Annotated in this window: 18 protein-coding genes and 1 tRNA gene; 7 read left to right on the forward strand and 12 right to left on the reverse strand. The window is 67.9% G+C overall.

Translation table 11 applies throughout. From position 1 onward, the window contains the following. The first annotated feature begins 5 nt into the window (after window positions 1-5). Both KYK13_RS22430 and KYK13_RS22435 read left to right on the forward strand, forming a co-directional pair. Window positions 6-671: an SDR family oxidoreductase gene (locus tag KYK13_RS22430; protein ID WP_223632904.1), complete on the forward strand. Its 666-nt coding sequence runs from the start codon at window positions 6-8 to the stop codon at window positions 669-671. Then, a complete protein-coding gene (locus KYK13_RS22435; protein ID WP_223632907.1) occupies window positions 671-1,447 on the forward strand; it encodes an SDR family NAD(P)-dependent oxidoreductase in 777 nt (258 codons plus the stop codon). Before KYK13_RS22430 ends, KYK13_RS22435 begins: the two co-directional genes overlap by 1 nt. A 4-nt stretch (window positions 1,448-1,451) precedes the next feature. Here the strand turns inward: KYK13_RS22435 and KYK13_RS22440 are convergent, their stop codons facing one another. From KYK13_RS22440 to KYK13_RS22455, 4 genes are all read right to left on the reverse strand, one after another. After that, window positions 1,452-2,912 carry a putative metal-binding motif-containing protein gene (locus tag KYK13_RS22440; protein ID WP_223632910.1) on the reverse strand — a complete coding sequence of 487 codons (1,461 nt, stop codon included), beginning with the start codon at window positions 2,910-2,912 and terminating at the stop codon, window positions 1,452-1,454. After that, the gene (locus KYK13_RS22445; RefSeq protein WP_223632914.1) at window positions 2,909-3,667 is read right to left on the reverse strand and encodes a hypothetical protein; all 759 of its coding nucleotides are present in this window, start codon (window positions 3,665-3,667) and stop codon (window positions 2,909-2,911) included. The genes KYK13_RS22440 and KYK13_RS22445 overlap by 4 nt, the downstream gene beginning before the upstream one ends. A gap of 313 nt (window positions 3,668-3,980) precedes the next feature. Continuing rightward, on the reverse strand, window positions 3,981-4,247 hold the full coding sequence (locus tag KYK13_RS22450) for a hypothetical protein (protein WP_223632917.1): 267 nt from the start codon (window positions 4,245-4,247) through the stop codon (window positions 3,981-3,983). Between the two features lie 174 nt (window positions 4,248-4,421). After that, a complete protein-coding gene (locus KYK13_RS22455; protein WP_255653951.1) occupies window positions 4,422-4,658 on the reverse strand; it encodes a LysR substrate-binding domain-containing protein in 237 nt (78 codons plus the stop codon). Between KYK13_RS22455 and KYK13_RS22460 the strand changes: the two genes are divergently transcribed. Next, window positions 4,657-5,172 (forward strand): glutathione binding-like protein, encoded by a 516-nt coding sequence (locus tag KYK13_RS22460; protein WP_223632922.1) that lies wholly within the window; start codon window positions 4,657-4,659, stop codon window positions 5,170-5,172. The genes KYK13_RS22455 and KYK13_RS22460 overlap by 2 nt on opposite strands. Before the next feature lie 53 nt (window positions 5,173-5,225). Here the strand turns inward: KYK13_RS22460 and KYK13_RS38895 are convergent, their stop codons facing one another. Then, window positions 5,226-5,462: an Rdx family protein gene (locus KYK13_RS38895; protein ID WP_255653954.1), complete on the reverse strand. Its 237-nt coding sequence runs from the start codon at window positions 5,460-5,462 to the stop codon at window positions 5,226-5,228. Between the two features lie 192 nt (window positions 5,463-5,654). Between KYK13_RS38895 and KYK13_RS22470 the strand changes: the two genes are divergently transcribed. Beyond that, the gene (locus tag KYK13_RS22470; protein WP_223632925.1) at window positions 5,655-6,932 is read left to right on the forward strand and encodes an APC family permease; all 1,278 of its coding nucleotides are present in this window, start codon (window positions 5,655-5,657) and stop codon (window positions 6,930-6,932) included. 187 nt (window positions 6,933-7,119) lie between these two features. Beyond that, window positions 7,120-7,533, forward strand: a complete 414-nt coding sequence (locus KYK13_RS22475) for a hypothetical protein (RefSeq protein WP_223632927.1) — start codon at window positions 7,120-7,122, stop codon at window positions 7,531-7,533. Window positions 7,534-7,964: 431 nt separating this feature from the next. Here KYK13_RS22475 and KYK13_RS22480 read toward each other — a convergent pair whose 3' ends face one another. The 5 genes from KYK13_RS22480 to KYK13_RS22500 all read right to left on the reverse strand — a co-directional run bounded on the left by KYK13_RS22480 (window position 7,965) and on the right by KYK13_RS22500 (window position 12,542). Beyond that, window positions 7,965-8,150 (reverse strand): hypothetical protein, encoded by a 186-nt coding sequence (locus KYK13_RS22480; protein ID WP_223632929.1) that lies wholly within the window; start codon window positions 8,148-8,150, stop codon window positions 7,965-7,967. A 149-nt stretch (window positions 8,151-8,299) separates the two neighbouring features. Next, window positions 8,300-9,043, reverse strand: coding sequence for a LytTR family DNA-binding domain-containing protein (locus KYK13_RS22485; RefSeq protein ID WP_223632931.1), 744 nt, complete (start codon window positions 9,041-9,043; stop codon window positions 8,300-8,302). Then, on the reverse strand, window positions 9,009-10,124 hold the full coding sequence (locus KYK13_RS22490; RefSeq protein ID WP_223632934.1) for a sensor histidine kinase: 1,116 nt from the start codon (window positions 10,122-10,124) through the stop codon (window positions 9,009-9,011). The genes KYK13_RS22485 and KYK13_RS22490 overlap by 35 nt, the downstream gene beginning before the upstream one ends. Window positions 10,125-10,174: 50 nt before the next feature. Continuing rightward, the gene (locus KYK13_RS22495; protein WP_223632937.1) at window positions 10,175-11,440 is read right to left on the reverse strand and encodes a histidinol-phosphate transaminase; all 1,266 of its coding nucleotides are present in this window, start codon (window positions 11,438-11,440) and stop codon (window positions 10,175-10,177) included. A 625-nt stretch (window positions 11,441-12,065) separates the two neighbouring features. Next, window positions 12,066-12,542, reverse strand: coding sequence for a hypothetical protein (locus KYK13_RS22500; RefSeq protein ID WP_223632939.1), 477 nt, complete (start codon window positions 12,540-12,542; stop codon window positions 12,066-12,068). Between the two features lie 169 nt (window positions 12,543-12,711). On the opposite strand from KYK13_RS22500, the gene KYK13_RS22505 reads away from it, so the two are divergent. Further along, window positions 12,712-13,680: a helix-turn-helix domain-containing protein gene (locus KYK13_RS22505; protein WP_223632942.1), complete on the forward strand. Its 969-nt coding sequence runs from the start codon at window positions 12,712-12,714 to the stop codon at window positions 13,678-13,680. Between the two features lie 424 nt (window positions 13,681-14,104). On the opposite strand, the gene KYK13_RS22510 is transcribed toward KYK13_RS22505, so the two are convergent. Both KYK13_RS22510 and KYK13_RS22515 read right to left on the reverse strand, forming a co-directional pair. Then, window positions 14,105-14,338, reverse strand: coding sequence for a hypothetical protein (locus KYK13_RS22510; protein ID WP_223632945.1), 234 nt, complete (start codon window positions 14,336-14,338; stop codon window positions 14,105-14,107). A gap of 216 nt (window positions 14,339-14,554) precedes the next feature. Further along, window positions 14,555-14,628, reverse strand: a tRNA-Arg gene (locus KYK13_RS22515). Between the two features lie 330 nt (window positions 14,629-14,958). Here KYK13_RS22515 and KYK13_RS22520 point away from each other — a divergent pair. Continuing rightward, window positions 14,959-15,702 (forward strand): pilus assembly PilX N-terminal domain-containing protein, encoded by a 744-nt coding sequence (locus KYK13_RS22520; protein WP_223632948.1) that lies wholly within the window; start codon window positions 14,959-14,961, stop codon window positions 15,700-15,702. Window positions 15,703-15,724 lie beyond the last annotated feature (22 nt).

Consider the following 15,724-nt stretch of genomic DNA (forward strand, 5'->3'; position numbering starts at 1 on the left):
GGAGCATGCGGAACGTCATCGTCGTTGGAGGCACGGGCGACATCGGGAGCGCCGTCACCCGGAAGCTGCGCGCGGAGGGCCTGCGCGTGGTGTGCTCCGCGAATGACGTGACGCTGGAGACGCCCGACACCCTGCACGTGGATGTCACCCGCGAGGACTCCGTGCTGTCGATGTTCGACAAGGCGGAGGCAGCGCTGGGGCCCGTCTCCGTGCTGATCAACTGCACGGGCGTCGGGGTCTTCACGCCCCTGCACGAGACGTCGCTGGAGGACTGGAGCCGGACGCTCGATGTGAATCTCACGGGCACCTTCCTGTGCGCGCGCGAGGCCTTCCGGCGGATGAAGTCCCGGGGCGGTGGCCGGCTCATCCACATCGGCTCCGTGAGCGACCATCTCACGCTGCCCATGAACGGGGCGTACGCCGCGAGCAAGCATGGGGTCCGGGGGCTGACGGGCGTGCTGAACGAGGAAGGCAAGGCGTTCGGAATCCGCGCCACCCTGCTGTCCCTGGGGGCCGTCTACACGTCCTTCTGGAAGTCCCGGCCGGAGTTCAGTCCCGCGGACATGCTCTCCGTGGAGGACGTGGCCCAATGCATCTGGGAGGTCGCCATCAAGCCGCTGAACGTGCGCGTCGACGAGGTGCGCCTCGTGCCGCCCCAGGGGGTGCTCTGATGCAAACGCAGACGAAGCGTCCCGTCGCCGTCGTCACCGGAGCCAGCCGGGGCATTGGTGCCGCCATCGCCACGGAGCTGGCCCGGAACGGGTTCGAGGTGGCGCTGCTGTCCCGCGACGCGGCGGCGCTGGAGCGGCTCCGCAAGCAGGTGGTCGACGCCGGAGGCCGTGCCTGGCCCCGGGTCTGCGACGTCACGAAGCGCGACGATGTGACGTCCGCGCTGGACCAGCTCGAGGCGGAGGTCTGCGCGCCACGGGTGCTCGTGAACAACGCGGGCATGGGGGGGCCGTTCCACCGCGCGGACGAGGTGAGCGTCGCCGAGTGGGATCAGCTGTTCGGCGTGAACGTGGAGGGCGTGCGCAACCTGTGTCAGTGGGCGCTGCCCCGGATGAAGACGCAAGCCCATGGGCGCATCGTGAACATCGCGTCCATCATGGGGCTCTTCGGCGGAGCCCAATCGTCCACCTACGCGGCCACCAAGCACGCGCTGGTGGGCTATTCGAAGGCCATCGCCGCGGAGTGGGGAGCGTATGGCATCACCTGCAACGCGCTCTGTCCCGGCTACATCGAGACCGAGATGCTGGCGAATGCGCCCGCCGCGTCACGCCAGCGGCTGCTGGAGCGCATCCCCGTGAAGCGCTTCGGCACGCCGGAGGAGGTTGCGGGCATGGTCTCCTTCCTCGTCGGGCCCCTCGGCGGCTACGTCAACGGAAGCGCGCTGGTGATGGACGGGGGGCTGTCGTCCCATCTGGCTTCGGACCTGCCGTCGTTCTGACAGCTCACGGAGCCCAGGGCCCCCAGTAGAACCCGGTTCCATCGATGGCCGCGCTCCACAGCTCGTCCGACGTCAGCGCGTCGAGGCTCGTGAAGCCCTGGGTGCCGAAGCGGAAGTCCTGCCACGCCGCGCCGTCGAAGCGCACGATGTCATCCGACTCCAAGCGCGCGAAGACGATGCCCTGCCCGAAGGCCACCACGTCGAGGACACCCGGTGCGACGCCACCGTCCTCGAAGATGGGATACGACGGCTTCGTCCTCCAGGTGCCTCGCGCGCGCTCCAGGAACAGCCCCCGGTCACCCGCGGCATAGGCCAGGCCCGGCGACACGACGTGCACGGTCTGCAGAGCCACCTGCCCCTGGGACGCTTGCGGCAGCGTCTCCCGCAGCCACGGGCCTCCGTCCGCGTTGAAGCGGTACGCGACGGGCTGGTCGCCCGTGGTACCCACGGCGATCAACGTCGTCGGGTCAAGGCCATGGATGGAGCGGAGATCCGCGTCCACGTGCTCCACCCGCCGAGGCTCCGCTGGATGGTCCCAACGGAGGATGTCGCCCGCCTCGCTCACCGCGTAGAGCGTCGTGCCGCCATCCACGTCGAAGCCCACGATGTCCAGGATGGCCGCGCCGCCTCCATCGAAGGACGTCACCGTGCAGGGCTCCCATGTGGCCAGCGTCCGTGTGGCGAGCTGCCCCTCCCACGAGCCCATGAACACACGCCCATCACCTGGCCGTGCCCACGCGGCGGACCACGCGCCGTGGCAGTCGGTGAACACCTGCGTGTCGAAGCCACCGTCGGCCTCGTGCCGGACGTGGGCGATGACGTCGTTGCTGTCGCCCACCATCCAGGCCTGACCTCGCGCATGGGGCGCCACGGCCTGGAAGCGTGCGCGCGGGACCGTCCCGGTCGTCCGCCAATCGACGCCGTCACAGACGGGCACCGGATCCGCGCGGCCGTCACAGTTGTTGTCCAGGAAGTCGCAGCGCTCCTCCACGCCCGGGGAGATGGAGACGGAGTGGTCATCACAATCCGTGCCCCGCGTGGCGGTGCTCACGTAGCCATCCCCGTCTTCATCCAGTGCGCTCAACGTCAGCCCGACGCTGGCGGTGTCCTCATCGAGGAGCTTCACCTGCGCGGACGCGGTGGCCACCTCCTGGCCCGTGCAGGAGCGCTCGCGCGCGGAGGCTGTCACCTTCACCGCCTCGCTCCAGCCGGCCCGGCGGATGAAGCCCACCTCCCCTGCTCCCTTGGGCACCGGAAGCTCGAAGGTCCGGGAGGCGTCCTCCGCGTCCACCACCCGCAGCGTGACGCACCCCGGATGGAAGCCGTCGTAGGTCAGCCTCACCTCGACATCGCACGGGTGGCTTGCATCACAACCACTGGGGCGCTCCGCCTCGAGCTCTTCGATGTCGGGCACCGTGCACGTGATGCTGAGCAGTCCGAACCCCACGACCCAGGCGCGCTTCATGGAGAGACCTCCGTCCTCGTCGACGCCGGGTCACCCGAAAGGAACCAGGTGACAACGGCTCCAGTCGCGGCAGTGACGGCCGCGCCGAACAGGATGTTGGCCGCGACCGCCTGTCCCCGCGCGGTGTCCAGGTGATCACCCCTATCGCTGTGGAACGCATCATCACGCGCGGCGTTCACGTTGCTCCGAGACTGGAGGCCCACGACGCTCCCAATGCCTCCGAGCACCACGCCGCCTCCCAATAACGCCAGCGGCAGCACCGGCACCGAACGCGTCGTGCGCACCTCCTCCCGTGCCGGGACCGGAACGAAATCAGGAGCCGCCTCGGGCCGGGCCTCCGTCATCGCCACCGGCGCGTCCTGCGGCGGCCGGGGACTGCGCGCCAGTTCCCGCTGCACGTTGCGGCGCACGTCCTCGAAGTCGCGCGACACCTTGGGGGACACCTTCACCGGAAGCGTCGCGTCGGGCGCGAGCGACAGCCCCTCCTTGAAGGCAGACAACGACTCCCGCCGGCGTCCCAGGTCCGCGAGCACGATGCCCCGGAGGACGGCCACCCGGCTCCGCTCCCCGTCATCGCGAGCCACGGCCTTCGCCGCGCCGAGCTGTTCGAGCGCGTGTTCGTAGTCGAGGTCCTCATAGGACTGGGATGCGGCGGACATCCGGGCCTGGAAGTCCGGCGCGGGTGCAACCGCCGGCTGGCTCCAGGCCGGCGACACCAGCATCAGCGCGACGCCGAGCACGATTCGCAGGTCCATGGACGCGCAGGATACCACCCGGCTTCCGCGCTCCACGGCGCAGTCCTGAACCGTCATCCGCTCCACACTTCCTCAGCAGAATCCCCGCGTCCCCTTCCCACCTTGCAAGGCGCTTGGGGCGGCGCAGAGGGGGAGGCCGTCATGACGGATGTGAATGCGCATGAAGGACACACCAGCGAGGCTTGGGCTCGTGGTGCGACGCAAGGAGTTGAGCGTGGATGCGGCCGACCCGGATGCCGGACGGACCGGCGGCTTCCCAGCTTCCGCATGGAAAGCCACTCGGGAACTCAGGCACAGAGGCCTGGCCCAACAGCTAGCACGAGGCGTTGAAGTCGATGTACTGCGATGACTTGATGCCCCAGTTGTACAGACCACCGGAGCAGCAGCCGAACTGGCCGATCAGGTTCGTGTGGCCGGGGTCGCTGTAGTAGTTGCGCAGGTTGTCCGGGCTGATCGAACAGTCCGGAAGTGGCGCCTTCTGCGTGCCCAGGTCCAGGGACTCCTCCTGCTCCACCGGACCACCACAGCCCACCGCCATCAACGCCGCCGACAACAGACCACCGAGTACCAGCGTTCGCATGTTTCCTCCGTGAGGGGGGTACCGCACCCGAAGTGTACCCGGCTCACATCGACAACCCCGGAAGCGCTGCTCCGCGAGCGAGCGCCACGGTCTGAACCTCATTGAGGAGGTCGCGCCCCCATTCCGACGAAATCCCTTGTCGGAACAGGTGGTTATGGAGCGCCCCGGAGACGCTCACGCCTCTTGGGCGCCCTCCATCAGGAAGTCGATGACGGCGCGCACGGCGGGCAGCTGGCCCCTGCGGTGTGGCGTCAGAATCGTCGTCGTCACCGCGCCCGCGGTCCAGGCGGGAAGCACGCGCACCAGCCTCCCGGCCTCCACGTCCACGCGGGTGAACGTCTCCGGCAGACAGACAACGCCCAGCCCGGCCGCGGCCGCCCTCAAGAGCACCCGCGACTCGTCGGCGGACATGCGTGCCCGCGGCGTCACGGAGATCGTCTCCCCCGCCCGCCCGCGCAGCCGCCAGGGAGTGGCCGTGGCGCTCATCAAGGACTTCGACCGGTTGAACCAGATGCTCGCGTACCTGAACACCACCTTCTTCAGCGCCTTCTCGCCGCTCTGGTACGCGCTCGAGCACGCCGGGCTGCCGGAGTCCGAAAGACAGGCGCTGCGCAACCTCGGGGCCCGCAAGGTGGTCTCCGCACATGCGAACCTGGAGGCATTGATGGGCGACACACCATGGCTTCTGTGCGACCATCGCACGCTGGCGGACGCCTACTTCATCGGCATCGCCCGGTGGACCCGGTACCACGAGGTGCTGGACCGCCGCGACTACCCCAAGCTCCAGGGCCTCTTCGAACGGCTGGAGGCGGACGCCGGCGTGCGCTTCGCCCACGCCATTGAAAACGGCGAGACGCCTCAGGGCGGCGGCGCATTCCAGGGGCACATCCGCCTCGCGGAGGCCCTGCAACGGCTGCCCCTGTGAAGGCTTCGTTCGCCCGCTCCTTAAGGACAGAGCGGGCGGTAAAGCCATCGACGTCAGGGGTTCAGGGCGCGGAACACCGCGTCCACCACCTCCTGCTCGGTGGGGAACGCCAGGCCGGTCTTCTTGATGACGACCTTCCCGTCCACCGCTACTTCAAAGACCCCCGACCCGCCCTTCTTCAGTTCCACATCCACTTCCAACTCATCCTTCAGTACGGCCGCCGCACGGGTGGCCCTGGGCAGGTAGCCTCAAGCGGTACAGTAGGTGATGGAGACCTTCGCGTCGGCCATGGTGTGCCTCCTGACGGAATGGGACACCGCGCGAGGATGCGCGGCCCCTGCACCATCGTGACGCCCCGCCCCCCTCCGCGCCAGCTCTCCGGAGCCGGAATTCGCGAGCTCACAGCAACTGTGCTCCAGTGGGGTCCCCTCTCGCTTCCATCCATGACCACCGGACCCCATTCGCCACCACATGAGCCGGGCATGCGGCGCGCGGTATCGCGCTGGGAAATCGTCGGGTTCTCCATCAACGATGTGATTGGCAGCGGTGTCTACCTGCTACCCGCGGCGGCCGCGGCGAACCTGGGCTCGGCCAGCACAGGCGCCGTCGTGCTCGCGGGGTTGGCGGTGCTGCTGCTCGTGCTCTGCTTCGCGGAGGCAGCCAGCTACTTCGACAAGCCCGGCAGCGCCTATCTCTATACGCGCGAAGCCTTTGGGGAACGGGTGGGGTTCCAGGTCGGATGGATGACGTGGCTGGCCCGCGTCTCGTCCGTGGCCTCGTTGTCCGTTGGCTTCTCCCGCGCGCTGGGCTTCCTGTGGCCAGCGGCGAACTCGGGCCTGGGACAGGGATTGGCCATCGCCGTGCCCCTGCTCGCGCTCACCGCCATCAATGTCGTGGGCGTGAAGGGCGGCGCTCGCACCGCGGTGTTCCTCGCCGTCACCAAGACGGTGCCACTGCTGGTGTTCATCGCCGTGGGCCTCTTCTCCGTGTCCGTGCCACTGGCGATGTCGGTGGCTCCCAAGGAGGGAGGCAACCTGGGATCCGCGGTGCTGCTGCTGCTGTTCGCCTATGCCGGCTTCGAGAACACGGCGGCTCCGGCGGGCGAGTTCAAGAACCCACGCCGCGATGTGCCCTTCGCTCTCATCATGCAGATAGGCATTGTCACGGTCATCTACACGGCGGTGCAGTGGGTGGCGCTGGGCACGTTGCCCGGGGTCGCGGACGCGCAGACGCCGCTCGCCAACGCCGCGGCGCGGTTCCTCGGGGCTTGGGGTGGGCTCCTCATGACCGTGGGCGGGGTGCTGTCCATCCTGGGGACCAACAGCAACACCGTGCTCGCAGGACCGCGCTACCTGTACGCGCTTGCGCAGGATGGCTTTGGCCCCGCTGCGCTCGCCACCCTGCATCCGCGCTACCGCACGCCAACGGTCACCATCCTCACGCAGACGGCCATCGCGCTGCCCCTGGCGTTCTCCGGCTCGTTCGAGGTGCTCGCCACGCTCTCCGTGGTGGCCCGGCTCGCCACGTACTTCGGCACGGCCCTGTCGGTGCCCGTGCTGCGAAGGAAACTCCAGGCGCCCGCGAACGCGTTCCGCATCCCGGGCGGGCCGGTGATTCCCCTCGCCGCCGCCGCGCTGTGCGTCGTCTTCGGGCTGAGTGCGGAGCGCGAGAACCTCATCGCCGGTGCCATCGCGCTCGCGGTGGGATTCGTGCTCTATCGATTTCAGCGCAAGCCAGATGGGAAGGCGGCGCTCGGATAGTGAGAGGGACCGACCTATGTGGAGTCTCATAGCGACGCTGCTCATCGCGGCAGCCCCAGAAAGCAATGGGCCCCAGTTGCCGTTCACGACGGCGAATGTCTTTGACGGGGAGTGCTCCACGTACGGCTACAAATGGGTGGCGCGCGAGCGCCTCGTCGTCAGGACGGAGCCCACCGAGACGGCTCCCATGGCATTCGAGATTCAGCCCCGACAGGCGTTCGTCGCCAAAACGGGCAACGTCGTCACGGTTCAAGCCGGAGTCGTCCGAGTCACCGCGCCGACAGAGTTTCGCGAAGGCCGTGGGTATCAGAAGTACGGACCGATTCAACGCGCACGAAAGGGCGAGCGGATCTATCTGCTCCGATTCAACGGAGAGACGGGCTTCGACATCTGGTTCAAGGGGAAGGTCTTCCGCGACGTGGAGCCGTTCTGGCGAGTGGAGACGAAGAGCTCGCACATGGAGCCCAGCGGCGCCGAAACAGGCGTTGCGGTGTCCTACCCGAAGACCATCTGGTACGTGCATGTGAAGAATCGCCAGGGCCAGATGGGCTGGCTCGACATGACAGGGGCGAAGATTGCCGGCGTCGACGGCTGCGGCTGACTTCGCTGCCTCCGTCACACCACGCCAGGGGCTTTCCGCCCCGGTCCTTCGTGCTTTTCGCCGATGCCACGGACGTGGTTGCCGACAGGAACTAGGACAACACCATCGGCATCGTCGCGGCGGATCTCGCCGCCACCAGCGCGTTGGCGGGCAAGAACGCGCAGGCGGAGACCTCCCGGCGGCACCAGCTCATGCGAATTAGGGCTACAGTCGCGGGCGATGTCCGAACCCACTTCTCGACGCTCCCAGTCAAGCAGTCGTCTCCAGCGGGTGCTTCTATGCCTGGCCTCAATTCTGACGATTGTCTGGTTTCTCAGCCCCTGGTACGCCCTCTCTGTGGGAAGGACCACCACTGAACCGCGGCCGCCGTCTCCGCTCTTGTACCGTCATGCATGGTGGTTTGGCTGGACCGACACGCAGTTTGTCCAGCTTCACATCGCTGACGCTCCCTTGATTGCGCCCAGGCAACCCGCGCCGTCCTCGGAGTGGGCCGTGGAGTTCTTCACGCTTCGCCCCGACAGCTCCTGGACAGGCTCGTTGCTCTTCAAGAGACAGTCGATCTTCTCCTCGGAAACCGAGGGCAGGAGCGACAGTTTCGCCGGGACGCGGACCACCATGAAGGTTCCGGGACTGCTGCTGGTGGTGCTCGCGTGGGTCGCGTTCCGCCACGTCAGCAAGCAAGCCGACGCGCAGGACTCCCTGGAGCCCGAAGCTTAGTGGTGCGACCGAGTCTCTCGACCCTCGGGAGGAGAGCGCGCCTCCAGTCCTAGCCAAACCGCTCGCGCAGGGCCGCCGCGTGGCTTCGGCTGAGGGGCAGCGGCTCCGGGAGTCCGCGCAGGTACACGTCTCCCCCGCCGCCCAGGCTCCGGTCCACGCGCTCGACGAAGGCCAGGTTGACGAGCGCGGAGCGATGGATGCGAGCGAATGTCCGCTCCGGGAGCCGCTGCTCCCAGTCCTTCAGGGGGCGCGGCGAGAGGGTCTGCCCGCCATCCGCCGCGAAGACCTCCGAGTAGTCGCCCGCGCCACGGACGCAGACAATCTGCTCCACCCGCACGAAGCGGGACTTCGCGCCGTTCTCCAGCAGCAGCAGATCCCCCTCAGTGAGCTTCTGCCGGCCCGGGCCCCGAGCAGGCTCGGCCCCTCCTGGCTCCTCCCCCGCGAGCCGTGACAGCGTCCGCGCGAGCCGGTCCGGGTGCACCGGCTTGAGCAGGTAATCCAGCGCGTTGACCTCGAATGCGCGCAGCGCGTGCGCGTCATGGGCCGTCACGAAGATGACGTCGAAAGGGCACGCCGGCAGCCGGGCAAGGAGGTCGAAGCCGCTCTCCCCCGGCATCTGCACGTCCAGGAAGAGGAGGGACGGCTGGAGCTCCTCGATGCGCGCGAGCGCGGAGGTGACGCCGTCCGCCTCGCCCACCACCTTCACCCAGGGGTAGGGCCGCAGCAGCTCGCGCAACTCCGCGCGGGCCAGCCGCTCGTCATCCACCAACAAGGCGCGCTGCGGGGGCGTCATGCGACTCCTCGGCAAGGGTGGGGGTCCATTCGATGGCGGGCAGTTCGAGGGTGACGTGGACCCAACCCCCCGCCTCGGATTGCTCCAGCCGGGCGCGCTCCGGGAAGAGCTGCGCCAGGCGCTCGCGCACGTTGCGCAGTCCCGTGCCCGTTCCCCGGGGCCCCGGCTCACGGTCCAGGGGCGCCCAGTGGCCCGTGTTGGCCACGTGAATGCGCAGCACGTCCTGCTCCCGGCGGACCTGGAGGCACATCCGCACCGGGAGCACGCCGGACGCCATGCCGTGCTTCACCGCGTTGTCCACCACCGGCTGGATGAGGAAGGCCGGGACGGCGAGCCGCTCGGTGCCCGGCATCACGTCCAGGGTCACGTCCAGCTTCTCCTCGAAGCGCACCGACTCGATGCTCAGGTAGCTGCGCACCATGGAGAGTTCCTCCTCCAGGGGCACGTGGGCGGCGTCGCCCTTCTGGAGCGCGAAGCGCAGGAAGTCCGCCATCTCCGTCACCATCCGCCGGGCGCGGGCGGGGTCCTCCCCAATCAGGGCGCGCACGGAGGTGAGGGCATTGAAGAGGAAGTGGGGGTGCACCTGGTGGCGGAGCGAGGCGAGCCGGGCCTCCTGCGCGAGCGCGTCCGCCCGAAGCGCCCGCTCCCGCTCCTCCTGCCACGCGCGGCCGTGCTTGATGCCGAAGTAGAGCCCGCTCCAGCACAGGAGCGTGACGGCGTACTCGAACGAGAAGCGCGGCAGCAGCTGCGCCGCCCACTTGTAGGTGGCCGGGTAGAACCAGGCCGCCCACAGCTCCCCCAGCGCCGCCCATATCGCGCCAAACACGGCGCTGCCCATGATGGCCCACGCCGCCTGGCGCGAGAACGAGCCCGGGGCGACGCGCCGGTAGCCCAGCCGCAGCACACTGGAGAGGACGAGCCCGAACACGGCGCGCACGCCCTTGGCCATCACCAGCCGCAGCTCGCCGCCCTCCGCCGCGACGATGGGCAGGAACGTGATGATGAGCAGGACGGCGTACAGCCCCCAGCCCCCGAACTGCAGGGGCCAGAAGGAGGGTGCCAGGGCCAGCCGATGCTTCATGGCGGGCAACCTACCAGAGCGCGGGCGGGACAAGGCTGCGTCCAGGCGGCTCAGCCACGGCCCTTCAGCGTCGCGCGCAGCGCGGTGCCGAACGCGCGCATCTCCTCCACCGTGCCGAGCGTGAGCCGCAGGGCGGAGATGTCCGAGGGGATGGGGGTGCTCGGGACGGTCGTGACGTGGAAGCCGTGGGGCGCGAGCCGCGCGGGCAGGTCGAGCTGGTCGGCGCTCAGGGAGATCCACATGAAGTTGGCATGGCCCGCCACGTACTTCAGCCCCAGCTCGTCCAGCACGCTGGCGGTGACCTTGCGCGACTCCGCGTTGAGCTTGCGCATGCGCGAGACGAACTGCGCGTCCTGGAGGCTCGCCTGGGCCGCCGCGACGGAGAGCGGGTTGGGGAGCGCCATCTTCCACTCGGTGAGCCGCTTGACGACGTCAGGCTGGGCGATGGCGTAGCCCACGCGCATGCCGGCGAGCCCATAAATCTTGGAGAAGGAGCGCGCGACGATGACCTTCTTCCCGGCGCGCACCAGGTCCACCATGGACTGGCCAGGGGCGGGCTCAAGGTAGTGGATGTAGACCTCGTCCACCAGCACGGTGGCGCGGGTGGACACCGCCTCGCAGAAGGCGCGCAGGCGCGACGGGTCGACGATGGTGCCCGTGGGGTTGCTGGGGTTGCACACGGAGACCAGCCGGGTGTCCGGGCTCACATGGGCCTCCATGGCGTCCAGGTCATGGGCCAGGTTCGCGTCGAGCGGAACGCGCGTCACCTTGCCGCCGACGTGTTCAGCGAACGAGGGAAGCGCGGGAAAGGTCAGCTGCGCGCAGACGACGCCGCCGCCTCCCGAGGCGTACTCGCCCGCGACGGCGCACAAGGCCTCGAGGGAGCCGGCCGTGAGGAGGATGTGCTCCGGTGACACGTCCTCATGCTCCGCGATGAGGCGCCTCAGCGATTGGACGGCGTCGAGCGCGGCGTAGCGGCTGCTGAGATGGAGGGAGTCGCGGATGGCGCGCATGGCGCCCTCGCAAGGGCCGTAGCGGTTCTCGTTGGAGAAGAGTCGGACCGGGTCGGAGCCGGGCCGCGGCCGGGGGCCCGGTGCGGCCCGTACGAGTCCAGGCCCCAGGGCGAGGCCCGCGGTGGTCGCGGCGGCTCCAGCGAGAAGGGCTCTGCGGGTGGAAATGAAGTCGGACACGGCGGTTCTCCCCGCGCTGGAGGAGTGGGAGGGCCCAGCGCGAGGAGCAGGGTATGGGGCTCCCTTCACCGGGGTGGGCCCGCATCTGTGAAGAGGAGGCGGGCGTCGGTGAGCGGCGCGGGTCATCGGTGAATGACGGGGCGGGACGCGGACTCCACGGGAATGGGCCCGTGGAACGTTCGCGTTGGACGTCTCGAAGGACCGTCCCGACGAGAGGCGGCATGACCGCACAGATCAGCCACAGCTTCATCTTTCAAGATCAGGTGTTCGATCTCGCGGCCGTTCAGGGCAAGGGCCTTTTCAAGCCTGCGCAGCACGGCCTTTCTCCGCGGAAGATTTCGACGGGGAGCAACCTGCCTGCCCCCATCTCATTCACAGGAGGACTCCTCATCGCATCTGACTTCATCCAGGAACTCTACCTCGCGCTCCGTCGAGAGCTTCCCCTCACGGAGGAGGATTCCCTGGGCACTGCATCAGGTGAGCTGTCGGCTTCAGCCACTGCTGCTGCGCCGCCTCGGCCATTGTCCGCTGGGCCTTCGCAGACTCGGCGCTCGCGCTCCTGCTCGAGGACCATCACGCATCAGAGCAAGTGGTACTACGCCGCCGCCGCCTGTCTGGAGACCCGCGTCGAAGACTCCGGCGGGGCCCGGGTGGATGAACCATCCATGCGAGTCGCGCTTCTCGCGCCAGGACAGACATGTCCCGGGAGCCGCGCTCCACCGGAGGGATGGGCGCGGCTCGAGACGGTGAATCAGAAGCAGCTGTTGCCTGGGTAGGCCGGGCCGAAGCCGTTGTTCATGCTCGCGACGATGTAGTACGTCACCGCGCCGTAATAGCTCGTGTCGCCGTAGCAGGTCTTGATGTGAGCGCTGTAGTAGGGGCTGCCCGAGCGGTACAGCACGCCGTCGAGGTAGACGGTGAGCCCGCTACTGAACGTGCTCACCGCGCCACTCACCTCCGAATAGCCATCGAAGATGTTGTTGCACACGGCCTTGATGCCGGAGCCATTGTAACACTTGAAATACTGCCTGACGACCGCCGAGCCGAAGCCGGCACGCTGATAGACCTGCTTGCCATTGACGTAGATTTGGGTCGTGGCGCCGTTGGTGTTTTGCGCCATCCAGTAGGTCACCAGCGCGTCCGTTGTGGCGAACGGCCCCTCCTCCTGGGCCAGGGCAGGGGTTGCAACGGCCATCGAAAGCACAATCGCGGCGAGGAACGACTTCATGAACATTCTCCTGGAGAGAAACCGAGCGACATCAGCGTCGCCCTGATGAGGGTATAGGGGGGAGGGCGGTGAGGGGGCTCGGCTGGCAGCGCACAGGAATTCGGCCCGGGGCGCTGGACTGGTTGCCTGGGTGTCGCGAGAATGTGTGCGTCTTCACCCGAGGGGGCCCATGCGCACAGTCTTCTCCACGGACGCGGTCGCTGAGCAGGAGCGGCACGAGTACTGGCAGGAATTGGCGAGCAAGGTATTTTTGGGGCTGCGGACGGAGCGCAAGAAGCCTGGGCCCTTCTTCGGACGGCTTGATCACCGTGACGCCGGGCCGTTGGGGGTGACGTATCTCCATTCCTCGGCCCAGAGCGTTCACCGGGGGGAGACGGAGATCGCCCGAGCGCCCCGGGAGTGCTACTTCCTCTGTATGCAGGTGGCCGGGGTCTGCCGACTGCGTCAGGGACGCGAGGAGCGATTCTCTCACCCCGGAGATGTGGAACTCTTTGACGGAACCCGGCCAGGAGAAATCTCGTTCGACGCGGACTACCGCCGCATCGTCATCGTGGCGCCCTATTCCACGCTGCGGCCACGACTTTCACATCCAGATGAGATGGTGGGCAGTGTGCTCCATACCCGGGAGGGCGTGGGGGCCCTGGTGGCCGCCTACCTGCGCGCCTTCGCGGAGAACCAGGTCGCTGAACCCGTGGCGGGCTCTGTCTCGGAGAATCTGCTGGACCTCCTCGCGCTGGCCTTCAACACCCAGGGCCGCAATATCCAGACGAACACCGCGAGCGTGCGAGAGGCCCGGCGGCACGCCCTCCGCGTCTACGTCGAGCAGCACCTCGCGGAGCCATCGCTCAGCCCAGCGACAGCCGCCGCCCATTTCCACATGTCCACGCGCTACTTGCATGGGCTGTTCGCGGAAGCGGGTGAGAGCTTCATGCGGTGGGTCCTCTCGCGTCGCCTGGCTCGCTGCCGAAAAGCCCTCGAGGACCCAGACATGGGCGTGCGGAGCATCGCGGACATCGCTTTCAGCTGGGGCTTCCAGGACCTCACTCACTTCGGCCGCGCCTTCAAGAAGGCATACGGCATGACTCCCCGAGACTGGCGCCAAGAGCGAGCCCTACAGCGGACCTACCGACGCCCTTGATGTTCCATCGCTTGACGGCGGGGCCGAGTACCGAGTGGCGCGTGGCCACAGTTGGGAACCGGGAAGCCCTGGCCGGGCCACGACATCTTCGACCTGGGCCACGGGGGGCCGCCAGCGGGTATTGCTGCACCTACGCAGCAGAGATGGGGCGCAGTTTCACCGATAGCAACCTGCCTGCCCCCATCTCCTTCACAGGAGGACTCCCCATCGCAGCTGACTTCATCCAGGAACTCTACGTGCACTTGGGCTTTCACCCTGCCTGGAAGTTCCGAGAGGTGCACGGGATCATCCTCGATCCAGTCGAGAAGTACCGGTTCCGGGGGATTTGTTTCATCCTGTCGGTGCAGTGACTGGAACTCAAGGCGCGCGGCACGAGCGACGCCGACTCCATCCTGTCCATCATGAACCCGGCCAGGTTCTCTGCTCAGTAGCCGGTACCGCCGCAGTGATTGTTCATGCCGTCCTCAGTGCCGTACGGGATGCCGTCCTCGCAGACCTGGTGGCTGGGCGCGTAGATGTCCTGCCAGATCATGCCTCCGGGCGAGGGAACAAGGCTGAAGGCGGAACCACCGAAGTTTGACGTCCAGAAGCCCACGACGTCGGGGCTGCCCTGCACGGTATCGAGCAGCTCGGAGATGTTCTTGCGCGTGTAACGCATGGTGAGGCTCCTTGCGACGAAGGGAGGCCGCGAAGGTCGAAATCCTAGGAAGCAGCGAGGATGGGCGCAATCGAGGTGGCGTCCGGAGGGCGCGCACGGGCCTCGGTGCAGCCCCTGACTGCTCGGGAGTGCTCCACGCGTGACCGGGACAGCCCGTCACGGATCGTCACCGGACAGAAAAACGCCCTGCTTCCGCGGACTTGGGAAGCAGGGCAATGACCCCGACAGGAATCGAACCTGTGGCCTGCGGTTTAGGAAACCGCCGCTCTATCCAACTGAGCTACGGGGTCGAACAGCGCCGGGCGTTATAGCAGGCGACCCGGTGTGCGCAACGGGTCTGACGCAATACCCCGCGCTCTCTGTCCACCGCGCCGGCCTCCGCTTCCCCGGGCGCGCACCCGGCAAGCGGGCATGGCCCAGCCCTCGCGGTGCTCACGGTACGTGCGTCTTGCGCTCTTCCAGAATCTGGTTCACGCCATCCAGATTCTGGAGGAATCACCCGCGGCATCTGTCTGGAATTGGCGTGCCTTCAGGACCCGCTACGTCTGTCCATGAGAGACAAGCACCCAGGCGTCGACTGTCCGTGACTGCGGGGCACGGCCCTTGCTCTGGCACGGGCCATGGCCCCTCCTCCCCCGGAGTCCTGGTCGCGATACGCACGACGTCCCACCCCTCCCCTCAGAAAGCGACGTGAGCGCGGCTTCGCGCTGCTGGCGGCCCTGGGTGTCACGCTCGCGCTCACCGTGACGGTGGCCTTGACGGTTCGCGGCATCACCCGCGAGGCCAACATCCAGGGTGACCTGCGCCGTCAGAAGGAGGCGTTCTTCGCCGCAGAGGCGGGACTCGCGGAGGGACGCGAAGCGATGCGCCTCCTGCTCGGGGACTCGGAGACCTACAACACCGCGCTCGCCCAACTCGGCTCCCCCGTGAGCGAACCCGGGCTCGGGTCCGCCAGCCAGCCCTGGTACGAGGTCCTTCCGTCGGGTTCCTCCGACGGCTGGAACACGTACTCGCTCACGCCGGAGGTCATGACTCCCGGCGAACTCTCGAACGCGAAGGGCGAGGCCTACGCGGACTACCCGAAGCAGTCCAACGTCCGCTACCGCGTCTTCGTCCACGACGACGCGGACGATGCCGACTTCACCACCGACAGCAACCGTCAGGTCTGGCTCGTCGCCGTGGGCGAAGTGGTGGGCAGCAGCGGGCGCCCCACCCGCTCCGTCGTCCAGGCCCTCATCACCAATGACAATGCCTTGCAGCTCACCGGCCCGGGCTGCGTGAACCGCGGCTGCGGCCCCAACAACACCTTCAACAACACCCTGGACCGCCAGGCCCCGTCCACCCAGACCGTCCGCTTCTTCTGAAGCACGCAAGTCCTCGAGGCGT

The sequence above is a fragment of the Corallococcus sp. EGB genome, from assembly GCF_019968905.1.
GTDB lineage: Bacteria > Myxococcota > Myxococcia > Myxococcales > Myxococcaceae > Corallococcus.